The 14,681-nt window shown below is 69.8% G+C and carries 6 protein-coding genes, 1 tRNA gene and 1 rRNA gene; 7 read left to right on the top strand and 1 reads right to left on the bottom strand.

Annotated features, from left to right (window positions below; translation table 11 throughout):
- Window positions 1-56 precede the first annotated feature (56 nt).
- From rrf to ACIRS4_RS14340, 3 genes are all read left to right on the top strand, one after another.
- Window positions 57-173, top strand: a 5S ribosomal RNA gene (rrf, locus tag ACIRS4_RS14350).
- A gap of 99 nt (window positions 174-272) precedes the next feature.
- Complete coding sequence (locus ACIRS4_RS14345) at window positions 273-950, top strand: DegT/DnrJ/EryC1/StrS family aminotransferase (RefSeq protein ID WP_404194722.1); 678 nt, start codon at window positions 273-275, stop codon at window positions 948-950.
- A 75-nt stretch (window positions 951-1,025) separates the two neighbouring features.
- Window positions 1,026-1,101 (top strand) — tRNA-Thr (locus ACIRS4_RS14340).
- Between the two features lie 56 nt (window positions 1,102-1,157).
- On the opposite strand, the gene ACIRS4_RS14335 is transcribed toward ACIRS4_RS14340, so the two are convergent.
- Entirely contained in the window at window positions 1,158-3,899 is a 2,742-nt protein-coding gene (locus tag ACIRS4_RS14335) for a SpoIIE family protein phosphatase (RefSeq protein WP_404194720.1), read from the bottom strand.
- Window positions 3,900-4,228: 329 nt separating this feature from the next.
- Between ACIRS4_RS14335 and ACIRS4_RS14330 the strand changes: the two genes are divergently transcribed.
- The 4 genes from ACIRS4_RS14330 (at window position 4,229) to ACIRS4_RS14315 (ending at window position 14,607) form a co-directional block, all read left to right on the top strand.
- Window positions 4,229-9,694 carry a HAMP domain-containing protein gene (locus tag ACIRS4_RS14330; RefSeq protein WP_404194717.1) on the top strand — a complete coding sequence of 1,822 codons (5,466 nt, stop codon included), beginning with the start codon at window positions 4,229-4,231 and terminating at the stop codon, window positions 9,692-9,694.
- A gap of 244 nt (window positions 9,695-9,938) precedes the next feature.
- Window positions 9,939-10,619: a two-component system response regulator gene (locus ACIRS4_RS14325; protein ID WP_130438271.1), complete on the top strand. Its 681-nt coding sequence runs from the start codon at window positions 9,939-9,941 to the stop codon at window positions 10,617-10,619.
- Between the two features lie 133 nt (window positions 10,620-10,752).
- A complete protein-coding gene (locus tag ACIRS4_RS14320; RefSeq protein ID WP_404194714.1) occupies window positions 10,753-13,518 on the top strand; it encodes a DNA translocase FtsK in 2,766 nt (921 codons plus the stop codon).
- A gap of 255 nt (window positions 13,519-13,773) precedes the next feature.
- On the top strand, window positions 13,774-14,607 hold the full coding sequence (locus ACIRS4_RS14315; RefSeq protein WP_404194712.1) for a helix-turn-helix domain-containing protein: 834 nt from the start codon (window positions 13,774-13,776) through the stop codon (window positions 14,605-14,607).
- Window positions 14,608-14,681 lie beyond the last annotated feature (74 nt).

The raw sequence follows: 14,681 nt of genomic DNA, 5'->3' as shown, positions 1-14,681 counted from the left end.
CCACGAACGGCCCCACGCTGCCACAGCGTGGTGCGGCTGAAACAGTTTCATAGTGTTTCGGTGGTTATAGCGTGAGGGAAACGCCCGGTTACATTTCGAACCCGGAAGCTAAGCCTCACAGCGCCGATGGTACTGCAGGGGGGACCCTGTGGGAGAGTAGGACGCCGCCGAACAATCATTCAAAGGGTTGGGCCCTGAACTTCGGTTCAGGGCCCAACCCTTTTTTGTTCTCCGTCACTTGACGTTCACGCTGCGCGTCCAGCATCCAGCACATGGGTACTGCTGCACTCCTCAGGGCCGCGGGCGTCGGAATCGGTGACGAGGTCATCGTGCCGGCCTTCGGGAACGTCGACATAGCCGAAGCGGTGACCCGGGTGGGTGCGCTGCCCGTCTTCGCGGACATCGACCCGAAGACGTACTGCCTGGATCCGGCCGCCGTCGAAGCCGTCATGACCACGCGGACCACGGCCGTCGTCGTCGTGCACCGCTTCGGGCGGCCGGCCGATCTCGCGCGGCTGCACGAACTGGGCCGACGGCACGGGCTGTTGGTGCTCGAAAGAGGCGAGACCGAGGCGTCGTACGACGAGGTGGCACAGCGCAGGGAGCGGGCCGCTTACCTCGACGCACGGCTGCGTGGGGTGCGGACGCCCGACCGCGCGGACGGGCACGCCTACCAGCAGTACGTGGTGCGGGTGCCGGGGAACGGCCGGCCTGACCGGGACGCGTTCGCCAGGGCCCTGCGGGCACGCGGAGTGGACTGCCGGGTGCCGGTGAAGACTCCGCTGCACCGACTGCCCGAGTTCCGGCGCTGCGTCACACTGCCTCAGACCGAGCTGGCCGCCGACGAGACGCTTGCTCTGCCCGTTGACGCCTTGCTCACCAGAAGGGACATGCAGCGCGTGGTGTCCGCCTGCAACGCGCTCGGCGGACTGCTCCAACCCGCCTTCTGAACGAGTTTGGGAACACCGGCAAGTTCGGGGTACGATCTGTTCTGTTGCCGCGAGGGAAACCTCGAAAAGTGACCAGCCCCCTTAGCTCAGTCGGCAGAGCGTCTCCATGGTAAGGAGAAGGTCAACGGTTCGATTCCGTTAGGGGGCTCCACAAAAGAAGGCCCCCGCCCTTTCGGGCGGGGGCCTTCTTTGCGTTGTGCGTGCCTTTCAGGTGACGCGCATGGCAAGAATCGCCATGTCGTCGGACGGGGCGTCCGAAGCGAAGCGTTCCACCGCGCGCATGATGCGGGCCGCGACCGCGCCGGCCGTCAGGCCCGTGCAGGTGGTGAGAACGTCGGCGAGACCGTCGTCGCCCAGCATGCGGGTGCCCTCGCGGCGCTCGGTGACGCCGTCCGTGACGCAGAGCAGGACATCGCCCGGATCGAGTGTCACCGTCTGCTCGTAGAGCTCCAGGTCGTCCATGACGCCGAGCAGCGGCTGCGGTTCGGCGGCCGGCTCGACGGTGCCGTCCTGACGCAGGCGCAGGGGGAGGGGGTGGCCGGCGCAGACCACCTTCAGCTCGGCGCTGCCGTCGTCCTGCGGGCGCATCTCGCCGTAGAGGAGGGTGAGGAAGCGGCTGCGGGCCCCCTCGTCGAGGATCGCGGAGTTCAGACGCTCCAGGACCGCCGGGCCGCTGAGGCCCTCCCGGGCGAGCAGGCGCAGGGCGTGGCGGGCCAGGCCGGTCACCGCCGCCGCGTTGGGACCGGTGCCGCAGACGTCGCCGATCGCGAAGCCGTACGCGCCGTCGCTGATCGGGAAGAGGTCGTAGAAGTCGCCGCCGACCTCGTTGCCCTCGCCGGCCGCGCGGTAGATGACCTCCACCTCGACGCCGTCGATCTCCGGGAGCTCCGGGGGGAGCAGGCTGCGCTGGAGGGCCTGGCTGATGGCGGTGCGCTCGGAGTAGAGGCGGGCGTTGTCGAGGGCGAGGGCGGCGCGGCGGCTCAGGTCCTCGGCCAGTTCGAGGATCTCCTGGCGGAAGTGCTCGTCGGCGGGCTTGCCGAGGGTGAGCATGCCGATGACGCGGTTGCGGGCGACGAGAGGGAGGACGACGGTCTCGCCGCCCACCGCCGACGCCGTGGCGAGGGTGGGGCCGATGCCCGAGGTGACCTGCTGGTGGGCGGGGCCGCCGGACAGGCCGAGGCTGCGCATGGAGCTGCGCAGCGCCGCCTCGTGCGCGGCCTCGCCGGGGGCGGACCAGACACGGGCGCCGGGGGTGGGGACAGGGTCCGGCGGGGCGACCTTCGAGAGCAACGACTTGATGCCGTCGATGAGTTCCTCGTCCTCGTGCAGGACGTACGACAGGTAGGGGTCGGAGGCCTGGTCGGCGATCGTGTAGACCGCGCACCAGGTGGCCAGGGTCGGGACCGTCATCTGGGCCATCAGGGCGAGGGTCTGGTCGCGGTCGAGGGTGCCGGCCAGGAGGTCGGAGGCCTCGACGAGGAAGCTGAGGGAGCCTCGGCGCAGGCGTTCCAGTTCGCCGAGGCGGGCCGACTCGACGGCCAGCGCGATGCGGTCCGCGGCGAACTGCAGCCGCAGCGCCTCCTCGTTGGAGTATCTGCCGGGGCCTTCGGCGGCGACGCCGAGGGAGCCGGTGAGGCGGCCCTCGACCTTCAGCGGGACCGTGACCACCGAGCGCATGCCCGTGCCGCTGAGCAGGGGTACGGCTCCGGGGACGGAGAGGAGGTCCTCGTGGACGGCCGGCATGCGGGCGGAGCCGTAGCGGCCGGGGCCCGCTTCGACGGGCACGCGCGCGAAGCGCTGGCGGGCGGAGGGCAGGCCGGTGGAGGCGCGGACCTCCAATTCCGTCTCGTCGTCGGTGGCCAGCAGGAGGAAGGCGGAGTCGCCGTCGAGCATGTCGCGGGCGCGTTCGACCGTGCGCTGGAGGAGGCCGTCGAGGTCGTCCGGGGCCGGGGAGCCGATGAACACCTCGAAGGGGTCGGAGCTCGAGCCGTCGGCGTTGGACGTCGCGTCGGAGGCGGGCAGGCGCAAGGGGGTCTGCAGCACAGCGCGTTCGTGGTCGCGGACGAGGAGGCAGACGGTGGAGGGGTCGCCGTCGTTGTCGCGGACGCGCAGGTGTGAGGCGTAGACGGGGGTGACGCGGCCGTCGGCGGCGCGGATGCCGTAGCTGCCCTCCCAGCGGGAGAGTTGGAGCGCCTCGACGATGCCGGTGCTGGTGCCGGGGGTGTGGGGCCAGGCGGCGAGGTCGGTGAGGGGTTTGCCGGTGACCTGGTCGGCCGGGTAGCCGAAGAGTTCCTCCGCGTCCTCGTTCCAGGCGGAGATGGCGCCGGTGCGGTCGATCTGGACGACGGCGACGCGGACCCGGCTGTCGGTGAGGGGGAGGAGCTCGGAGGGGAGGCAGGGGCCTGCGGCGCGGGTGCCCACGGGGCGGTCGGGGAGATCGAGTTGGAACCAGACCTGCTTGTGGGTCGGTGTGTAGTCGACGCCCCAGCGGCCGGCGATCGCCGCGCACAGCTGGAGGCCTCGCCCGCCTTCGCGGTCGGGGCTGCCCATGGTGGACGGGGAGCCCTGGAGGGGGATCTCGCGCTCGGGATAGCGGTCGGAGACCTCCACGCGGATGCCGTCCTCGGTGCGCAGGCACAGGACGTCGGCGTGGGTGCCCGCGTGGACGACGGCGTTGGTCACCAGTTCGCTGGTGAGGACCACGGCGTCGTCGACGATGTCGGCGTATCCCCAGCCCTGGAGGGTGTCGCGGACGAACGAGCGGGCGGTCGCGACGGATCGTCCGACGGGCTCGAAACTGGCGGCCGCGCGCGCGGTGATCACAGAACTCCTCGGCCGGTTGTCGACGTGCAGGGCTGCCCGGGTGTCCGGCTCGTGCCGCTGCTGTGGCAGCGTGCCCGTCGGCCGGGGGTCCGGGGGCTGCGCCCCCGGGATCAGTCCGGTGGTCATGTGTGCGGCCGCCCCTCCGATGCCCGCTCGATCTCGTGCCACCGCCCAGGCCGGACGGACCGGTGCGGCTGGACAGCCGCATGCAAGGTTACTTACCTTCCCCGTCCGTACGGATGCCGGTCGCCGGTGTTTCCGCCCCCGGCGTGTGCGGACCGTGTGCGAAGCTGCCGAACTGTTATGGCCTGGTTCGGTGAGGGTGAAACACTGGGCAAGCTTCTTGTGAAGGTCCGGGCAGACTGGGTGTCTTGTGTGTACGGCGGGCAGCAGCCCCCTCGGGCCTGCCTGGTTACATCGGGCAGTAAGACGGTCGATCCCTGCGGGAGGGACAAGTGGAGTCTGGCGCAGCGACGCGGGGCACGAAAGCGCGCGCGAAAGGCGGACAGTCCCTGAACAGGCAGCGCACACCGCGGACGGGTACCACCGAGGTGGACACGGCGGCCCTGCACCGGTTGCTCGGGGCGTTGGTGTCGATGCGGGACGGGAACTTCCGCAAGCGGCTCACGGTGTCCGGCGACGGCGTGATGTCGGAGATCGCGGCGGTCTTCAACGAGGTGGCCGACCGCAATCTCCACCTCACGGGTGAGCTGGCGCGGGTGCGGCGTGTGGTGGGACGTGAGGGAAAGCTCACGGAGCGGCTGGAGACGGGCGCCTCCGAGGGGTCCTGGGCGACGGCCATCGACAACTCGAACGCGCTGGTGGACGACCTGGTGCGGCCTGTCTCGGAGGTCGGGCGGGTCCTGTCGGCGGTGGCCGAGGGTGATCTGTCGCCGCGGATGGAGCTGCGGGCGCACACCTCCGAGGGCGCCGGGCATCCGTTGCGCGGTGAGTTCCTGAAGGTCGGGCGGACCGTCAACAACCTGGTGGACCAGTTGTCGACGTTCACCGACGAGGTCACGCGTGTGGCCAGTGAGGTGGGCACCGAGGGCAAGCTGGGCGGTCAGGCCCAGGTGCGCGGTATGTCCGGCTCGTGGAAGGACCTCACGGAGTCCGTCAACACGATGGCGGAGCGGCTGACGGCGCAGGTGCGGGACATCGCGCTGGTGACGACGGCGGTGGCCAAGGGCGATCTGTCACGCAAGGTCACCGTGCATGTCGAAGGCGAGATGCTGGAGCTGAAGAAGACCGTCAACACGATGGTCGACCAGCTGTCCGCGTTCTCGTCCGAGGTGACGCGGGTGGCTCGTGAGGTGGGCACCGAGGGCATCCTGGGCGGCCAGGCGCAGGTGTCCGGCGTCGACGGTGTGTGGAAAGAACTGACGGATTCCGTGAACACCATGGCCGGGAACCTCACGGCCCAGGTGCGGGGGATCGCCGAGGTGACGACGGCGGTCGCGAACGGCGACCTGTCGCGGAAGGTGACCGTGCCGGCGCGGGGTGAGGTCGCGCAGCTCGCCGAGACGATCAACCAGATGACCGAGACGCTGCGGATCTTCGCGGACGAGGTCACGCGGGTGGCGAACGAGGTCGGTGCGGCGGGGCAGCTGGGCGGTCAGGCGAACGTGCCGGGTGCGGCGGGGACGTGGAAGGACCTGACGGACTCCGTCAACACGGTGTTCCGGAATCTGACCACACAGGTGAGGGACATCGCCGCGGTGACGACGGCGGTGGCCAACGGTGATCTGTCGCAGAAGGTCACGGTGGACGTGGCCGGCGAGATGCTGGAGCTGAAGAACACCGTCAACGGGATGGTGGATCAGCTGTCGGCGTTCGGCGCCGAGGTGACGCGCGTGGCGCGGGAGATCGGTGTCGAGGGCGAGCTGGGCGGCCAGGCGCAGGTGTCGGGTGCGGCGGGGACGTGGAAGGACCTGACGGACTCCGTCAACACGGCGTTCCGCAACCTCACCGGGCAGGTGAGGAACATCGCCCAGGTGACGACGGCGGTGGCCAACGGTGATCTGTCGCAGAAGGTCACCGTGGACGTGTCCGGTGAGATGGCGCAGCTGAAGAACACCGTGAACACGATGGTGGACCAGCTGTCGTCGTTCGCGGACCAGGTGACGCGGATGGCCCGGGACGTGGGCACGGAGGGCCGGCTCGGCGGTCAGGCCCGTGTGGACGGGGTGTCGGGGACGTGGAAGGAGCTCACGGACTCCGTCAACTTCATGGCCGGCAACCTCACCTCCCAGGTGCGGCAGATCGCCCAGGTGACGACGGCGGTGGCCCGGGGCGACCTGTCGCAGAAGATCGACGTGGACGCGCGCGGGGAGATCCTGGAGCTGAAGAACACCATCAACACGATGGTGGACCAGCTGTCGGCCTTCGCCGACCAGGTGACCCGGGTGGCGCGTGAGGTGGGCACGGAGGGCCGCCTCGGCGGTCAGGCGCAGGTGCCCGGTGTCGCCGGGGTGTGGCGTGATCTGACGGACTCCGTGAACGGCATGGCGTCCAACCTGACCGGTCAGGTGCGCAACATCGCCCAGGTGGCCACGGCGGTGGCCCGGGGTGACCTGTCCCAGAAGATCACCGTGGACGCGCGCGGGGAGATCCTGGAGCTGAAGAACACCCTGAACACGATGGTGGACCAGCTGTCGTCGTTCGCCGAGGAGGTCACGCGGGTGGCCCGTGAGGTGGGCACGGAGGGCATCCTCGGCGGTCAGGCCGAGGTGCAGGGTGTCTCCGGCACCTGGAAGGACCTCACGCAGTCGGTGAACTTCATGGCGAACAACCTGACGATCCAGGTGCGCAACATCGCCGAGGTCACCACGGCGGTCGCCAAGGGCGACCTGTCGAAGAAGATCACCGTCGACGCCAAGGGCGAGATCCTCGAGCTGGTGACGACCGTCAACACGATGGTGGACCAGCTGTCGTCGTTCGCCGAGCAGGTGACCCGGGTGGCCCGTGAGGTGGGCACGGAGGGCATTCTGGGCGGTCAGGCGCATGTGCCGGGCGTGGTGGGCATCTGGAAGGACCTGAGCGACAACGTCAACCTGATGGCGAAGAACCTGACCATGCAGGTGCGTAACATCTCGCAGGTCGCGGCGGCCGTCGCCAACGGCGATCTGACGCGGACGGTGACGATCGAGGCGCGCGGCGAGGTGCAGCAGCTCGCCGACACCTTCAACACGATGGTGAAGACGCTGAGCTCGTTCGCCGAGCAGGTCACCAAGGTGGCCCGTGAGGTGGGCACGGACGGCATTCTGGGCGGTCAGGCGCATGTGCCGGGTGTGGCGGGCACGTGGAAGGACCTCACCGACTCGGTGAACGGCATGGCGTCCAACCTGACGGGTCAGGTGCGCAACATCGCCATGGTGACGACGGCCATCGCCAAGGGCGACCTGACGAAGAAGATCGACATCGATGCGCGCGGGGAGATCCTCGAGCTGAAGACGACCATCAACACGATGGTCGACCAGCTGTCGTCCTTCGCGGAGGAGGTCACGAGGGTGGCCCGCGAGGTGGGCACCGAGGGGCAGCTCGGCGGTCAGGCACGCGTGCGTGACGTCGACGGCACCTGGCGCGACCTCACCGAGTCGGTGAACGAGATGGCCGGGAACCTGACCCGGCAGGTGCGTGCCATCGCGCGCGTGGCGACGGCGGTGACCCGCGGTGACCTGAACCTGAAGATCGACGTGGACGCGTCCGGGGAGATCCAGGAGCTTCAGGACTACATCAACAAGATGATCGCCAATCTGCGCGACACCACGATCGCCAACAAGGAGCAGGACTGGCTCAAGGGCAACCTCGCGCGTGTGTCGGCCCTGATGCAGGGGCGGCGCGATCTGGAGGACGTGGCTTCGCTGATCATGAGTGAGCTGCCGCCGCTGGTGGCCGCCCAGCACGGCGCGTTCTTCCTGGCGATGCCGTCGGGCGACGGCGGCGGCGACCAGTACGAGCTGCGGATGCTGGGTTCGTACGGGTACTCGATGGGCTCCATGCCGAGTTCGTTCCGGCCGGGTGAGGCGCTGGTGGGGACGGCCGCCGAGGAGAAGCGCACGATTCTCGTCGAGAACGCCCCGAGCGGCTATCTGAAGATCTCCTCGGGGCTCGGCGAGGCGCCGCCCGCGCAGGTGATCGTGCTTCCGGTGCTGTTCGAGGGTCAGGTACTCGGTGTGATCGAGCTGGCGTCGTTCACGCCGTTCACGCAGATCCAGAAGGACTTCCTCAACCAGCTCGCCGAGATGATCGCGACCAGCGTCAACACGATCTCCGTCAACACCAAGACGGAGCAGCTGCTGAAGCAGTCGCAGGAGCTGACCGAGCAACTGCGGGAGCGTTCGGCGGAGTTGGAGCAGCGGCAGAAGGCCCTCCAGGCGTCCAACGCCGAGCTGGAGGAGAAGGCCGAGCTGCTGGCCCGGCAGAACCGGGACATCGAGGTGAAGAACACCGAGATCGAGGAGGCGCGTCAGGTCCTGGAGGAGCGCGCCGAGCAGCTCGCGGTGTCGATGCGCTACAAGAGCGAGTTCCTCGCCAACATGTCGCACGAGCTGCGCACGCCGCTCAACTCGCTGCTGATCCTGGCCAAGCTGCTCGCGGACAACGCGGACACCAACCTGACGCCGAAGCAGGTCGAGTTCGCCGAGACGATCCACGGGGCGGGCTCGGACCTGCTGCAGCTGATCAACGACATCCTCGACCTGTCGAAGGTGGAGGCGGGCAAGATGGACGTCTCCCCGACGCGGATCGCGCTGGTCCAGCTCGTCGACTACGTGGAGGCGACCTTCCGTCCGCTGACGGCGGAGAAGGGCCTGGATTTGTCGGTGCGGGTGTCGCCGGAGCTGCCGGCGACGCTGCACACGGACGAGCAGCGGCTGTTGCAGGTGCTGCGCAACCTGTTGTCGAACGCGGTGAAGTTCACCGACTCCGGGTCGGTGGAGCTGGTCATCCGGCCGGCCGGCGGGGATGTGCCGATGGCGATCCGGGAGCAGTTGCTGGAGACGGGGTCGCTGACCGACGCGGACGCGCCGCTGATCGCGTTCTCGGTGACGGACACCGGCATCGGGATCGCGGGCGGCAAGATGCGGGTGATCTTCGAGGCGTTCAAGCAGGCGGACGGCACGACCAGCCGCAAGTACGGCGGTACGGGTCTGGGGTTGTCCATCTCGCGGGAGATCGCGCAGCTGCTCGGCGGTGAGATCTACGCGCAGAGTGAGCCGGGCCGCGGGTCGACGTTCACGCTGTACCTGCCGCTGCACCCGAGCGAGTTGCCGCCGCAGGGCTACCAGCAGGTGGTGCCCGCGCTGGAGGCGGGCGATCTGGTGGCGTCGGAGAACCGGCCGGCGGAGCCCGCGGAGCTGTCCGACGCGGAGGTCGAGACGCCGGCCGAGGTGAAGTCGTACCAGGATGCGCAGAACGGGCCGGCGGCGCTGTTCCGGCGGCGGCGCCGGACGGTTGCGGGCGGCGAGCCTCAGGTCGGGCGGCCCGAGCAGTGGGCGCCCGTGGGGCAGGAGACGACGCGGCACACGCACCGGGGCATCCGGTTCGGCGGTGAGAAGGTGCTGATCGTCGACGACGACATCCGCAACGTGTTCGCGCTGACCAGTGTGCTGGAGCAGCACGGTCTGTCGGTGCTGTACGCGGAGAACGGCCGTGAGGGCATCGAGGTGCTGGAGCAGCACGACGATGTGGCGGTCGTGCTGATGGACATCATGATGCCGGAGATGGACGGGTACGCGACGACCACGGCGATCCGGCGGATGCCGCAGTTCTCCGGGCTGCCGATCGTGGCGCTGACGGCGAAGGCGATGAAGGGCGACCGGGAGAAGGCGATCGAGTCGGGCGCCTCGGACTACGTCACCAAGCCGGTCGACCCCGATCATCTGCTGTCGGTGATGGAGCAGTGGATGCGGGAGGAGTGACGGGAACCATGCGGCGGCGCGAGAAGTTGCTGACTCAGGGTGTCCGAAGTCGTGTAGCGGTGCGGGATTCGGGGAACCTTCTGGTCTCGTGCCGCGTTCCTGCTACGTGCTGAGTGACATCACGGTGACAGGGTGTGGCGACGGTCGGGGTGCAGCTACCATGACCGGCACAAGGAAGGGCGGCGCAAAGGAGTCGTCCCCAGGGGCGGCGCCCGGTGCACTGCCGGGGCGAGGAGGGCGGGCCATGGTGCAGAAGGCCAAGATCCTCCTGGTCGATGACCGGCCGGAGAATCTGCTGGCGCTGGAGGCGATCCTCTCGGCGCTCGATCAGACGCTGGTGCGGGCATCGTCCGGGGAAGAGGCGCTGAAAGCACTGCTGACGGACGACTTCGCGGTCATTCTGCTGGACGTCCAGATGCCGGGAATGGACGGTTTCGAGACGGCCGCGCACATCAAACGCAGAGAGCGGACGCGGGACATCCCGATCATCTTCCTCACGGCGATCAACCACGGCCCCCACCACACCTTCCGCGGGTACGCGGCGGGCGCGGTGGACTACATCTCCAAGCCGTTCGACCCGTGGGTGCTGCGGGCGAAGGTGTCCGTGTTCGTCGAGCTGTACATGAAGAACTGCCAGCTGCGTGAGCAGGCGGCGCTGCTGCGGCTCCAGTTGGAGGGCGGCGGCAAGCCGGCTGTGGGCGGCAAGGAGTCTGCCGGGCTGCTCGCCGAGCTGTCCGCGCGGCTCGCGGCGGTCGAGGAGCAGGCCGAGGCGCTGTCCAAGCAGCTCGACGACGAGTCGGCGGACGCGGCGGCGGTGGCCACGGCGGCGCACCTGGAGCGCAAACTCACCGGTCTGCGGCGGGCGCTGGACGCGCTGGAGCCGGGCACGGGCAGCGGCACGGCGTCGGTGCCGTCGCAGAGCTGACAGGAACTGACGCGTGCCGCTCCGGGAGTTGCGCGTGAGCGGGCGTCAGTTTCGCGCCTTCGCCGGGGCGACACGAACGGGTGAAGCGGTGGGCACACGTGTCGCCTTCCGTCTCCACCGGTAATCTCACACCATGGCCTCACGTCCCTCCGCAGCCAAGAAGCAGCCCGCCAGGAAGGCGGCCGCTCCCGCGAAGGCTCCGGCGAAGAAGGCCGCCGCGAAGAAGCCTCCGGCCAAGCGGGCGCCCGCGAAGAAGGCACCCGCCAGGAAGGCCGTGGCGAAGAAGGTGGCGCCCAAGCCGGCACCCAGCCCCACGGGAGGCGTGTACCGGCTGGTGCGCGCCCTGTGGCTGGGCCTGGCGCACGCCGTGGGCGCGGTGTTCCGCGGCATAGGGACCGGCGCCAGGAACCTCGACCCCGCCCACCGCAAGGACGGCGTCGCGCTGCTGCTGCTCGGCATCGCGCTGATCGTCGCCGCGGGCACCTGGGCGGATCTGCGCGGCCCGGTCGGCGATCTCGTCGAGATCCTCGTGACCGGCTCCTTCGGGCGTCTGGACCTGCTCGCTCCGATCCTCTTCGCGGTCATCGCCGTCCGGCTCATCCGGCACCCCGAGCAGCCCGAGGCCAACGGCCGCATCGTGATCGGCCTGTCGGCGCTCGTCATCGGCGTGCTCGGCCAGGTCCACATCGCGTGCGGCGCGCCCGCCCGCAGCGACGGCATGCAGGCCATAAGGGACGCCGGCGGCCTCATCGGCTGGGGCGCGGCCACCCCGCTGACGTACGCCATGGGCGACGTCCTCGCCGTGCCGCTGCTGGTGCTGCTCACCGTCTTCGGACTGCTGGTCGTCACCGCCACGCCCGTCAACGCCGTCCCGCAGCGGCTGCGGCAGCTCGGCGTGCGCCTGGGCGTGCTGCACGACCCCGCGGGCGGCTACGACGAGTACGGCGACCTCGCGGACGACGACGAGCGCTACGACGACCAGTGGCGCGAGGCGCTTCCCGCCCGCTCCCGCGGACGCGCGGGCGGCCCGCAGGCGTACGACGCCGACGTCGCCGAGGAGGAGGAGGCGCTCGGCCGGCGGCGCGGCCGGCCTCGGCGTTCGGCGGTGCCGCAGCCGGCGATGGACCGGCGGCTCGACGCCGTGGACATCGCCGCGGCCGCGGCGGCCGACCTCGACGGCGCCGTGCTGCACGGCATGCCGCCCTCCCGGACCGTCGCCGACCTCACGCAAGGCGTGCGGACGGGCGATCGAGAACCCACCACGCCGACGCCCGTTCCCCAGCCTGCCGCGCCCGCCCCGCCCGCCGCACGCGCCGCGCGGGGTGGCAAGGACACGTCGGGGCCGGTCCCCGACCTGACCAAGGCGGCCCCCGAGACGCCGCGCGACCTGCCGTCGCGCGCCGAGCAGCTCCAGCTGTCCGGGGACATCACCTACGCCCTGCCCGCGCTCGACCTCCTCACGCGCGGAGGGCCGGGCAAGGCGCGCAGCGCGGCCAACGACGCCATAGTGGCCGCGTTGACGACCGTGTTCACCGAGTTCAAGGTCGACGCGGCCGTCACCGGCTTCACCCGCGGTCCGACGGTCACACGCTACGAGGTGGAGCTCGGCCCCGCCGTCAAGGTCGAGCGGATCACCGCGCTGACGAAGAACATCGCGTACGCCGTCGCCAGCCCCGACGTGCGAATCATCTCGCCGATCCCCGGCAAGTCCGCCGTCGGCATCGAGATCCCCAACACCGACCGCGAGATGGTCAACCTCGGCGACGTGCTGCGGCTCGCGGAGTCCGCGGAGGACGACGACCCGATGCTGGTCGCCTTCGGCAAGGACGTCGAGGGCGGCTACGTCATGCACTCACTGGCGAAGATGCCGCACATGCTGGTCGCCGGCGCCACGGGCTCCGGCAAGTCGTCCTGCATCAACTGCCTGATCACGTCGATCATGATGCGGGCGACCCCGGAGGACGTCCGGATGATCCTCGTCGACCCCAAGCGGGTCGAACTGACCGCCTACGAGGGCATCCCGCACCTGATCACGCCGATCATCACCAACCCCAAGCGGGCCGCCGAGGCCCTCCAGTGGGTCGTACGCGAGATGGACCTCCGCTACGACGACCTGGCGGCGTACGGCTTCCGGCACATCGACGACTTCAACCGCGCCGTCCGCGAGGGCAAGGTCAAGCCGCCCGAGGGCAGCGAGCGCGAGCTCCAGCCCTACCCGTACCTGTTGGTGATCGTCGACGAGCTCGCGGACCTGATGATGGTCGCCCCGCGCGACGTCGAGGACGCGATCGTGCGGATCACCCAGCTCGCGCGTGCGGCAGGCATCCACCTGGTGCTCGCCACCCAGCGGCCCTCCGTCGACGTCGTCACCGGTCTGATCAAGGCGAACGTGCCCTCCCGGCTCGCCTTCGCCACCTCCTCGCTCGCCGACTCGCGGGTGATTCTCGACCAGCCCGGCGCGGAGAAGCTCATCGGCAAGGGCGACGGGCTGTTCCTGCCGATGGGGGCCAGCAAGCCGACCCGTATGCAGGGCGCGTTCGTCACCGAGGCCGAGGTCGCGGCCGTCGTGCAGCACTGCAAGGACCAGATGGCGCCCGTCTTCCGGGAGGACGTCACCGTCGGCTCCAAGCAGAAGAAGGAGATCGACGAGGACATCGGCGACGACCTGGACCTGCTGTGCCAGGCCGCGGAGCTGGTGGTGTCCACGCAGTTCGGATCGACGTCCATGCTCCAGCGCAAGCTGCGCGTCGGCTTCGCCAAGGCGGGCCGGCTGATGGACCTGATGGAGTCGCGCAACATCGTCGGGCCGAGCGAAGGATCGAAAGCACGTGACGTTCTTGTGAAACCCGACGAGTTGGACGGCGTGCTCGCGGTGATCCGTGGGGAGTCTGAAGGGTAGGCGTTTCCCGCGGGGAGGGAGGCCGTCCGTGACTCACCCGTTAGCGAGCGACGCGCAACCGTTTCCCCTCGGCGTACGTCAAGTTGAGCGAGACAGGCGAGGGTTCCGACCTCGGGATTCACGTCTTGCCCGTCATCGGCGTGTCCGGCCATTCCGATGGCGTACAAAGTGCTACCGCCCGGTTGCCCCTCCCTTTCGCACCCCCCCTACACTGAACCTCCAGCACAGGCGGCTACACGCTCGAAAGGCGCCCCCGTGTCCATCGGCAACTCCCCTCAAGACGAGCGTCCGTTCGAAGACGCCTCCGAGGAAGCCCGCCCCTCCATCGGCCGAACCCTGCGACAGGCGCGCGTCGCCGCCGGCCTCACCGTCGACGACGTCAGCACCGCCACCCGGGTCCGGATCGCCATCGTGCGCGCCATCGAGGCGGACGACTTCGCCCCCTGCGGCGGTGACGTCTACGCGCGCGGGCACATCCGCAGCATCGCGCGCGCCGTGCGCCTGGATCCCGCCCCGCTGATGGAACAGTTCGACGCCCTGTACGGCGGCCGTCCGGCGCCCACCCCGGCCGCCCCCCTGTTCGAGGCGGAACGCATCCGCCCCGAGCGGCGCGGCCCGAACTGGACCGCCGCCATGGTCGCCGCGATCGTCGCGGTGATCGGCTTCGTCGGCTTCACCGCGTTCAAGGGCGGCGACGAGGGGACGAAGGACGTCGCCGACGGCACCGCCCCGTCCAGCAGCGCGCCCGCCACCCCGACCCCGAAGTCGGACAAGCCCGCCCCCGTGAAGCCCGCCCCCTCCGACAGCGCCATCGCCGCCGCGCCCCAGGACAAGGTGACCGTCCAGGTCAGCGCCACCGACGGCAAGAGCTGGATCTACGCCAAGGACCACAACGGCCGGATGCTGTTCGACGGGCTGCTCAAGAAGGGCGACTCCAAGACCTTCCAGGACAGCGAGAAGATCAACCTGGTCCTCGGCGACGCCGGCGCGATCCAGCTGTACGTCAACGGCAAGAAGATCGACGACGACTTCCAGCCCGGCGCGGTGGAGCGGCTGACGTACACCAAGGGCGATCCGCAGGCCGGCTGAGCGGTGACACGAGTGCGTACGGGGTCGGCGCGGATCGCCAACCCCGTCGGGCGGGGGTGTCAGCCGGACGAAGT

The sequence above is a fragment of the Streptomyces sp. NPDC101166 genome (assembly GCF_044768125.1).
In the GTDB taxonomy this organism is placed as follows: Bacteria; Actinomycetota; Actinomycetes; order Streptomycetales; family Streptomycetaceae; genus Streptomyces.
The sequence above is the reverse complement of the archived record's forward strand: the minus strand, read 5'-3'. Positions and strand labels throughout refer to the sequence as shown.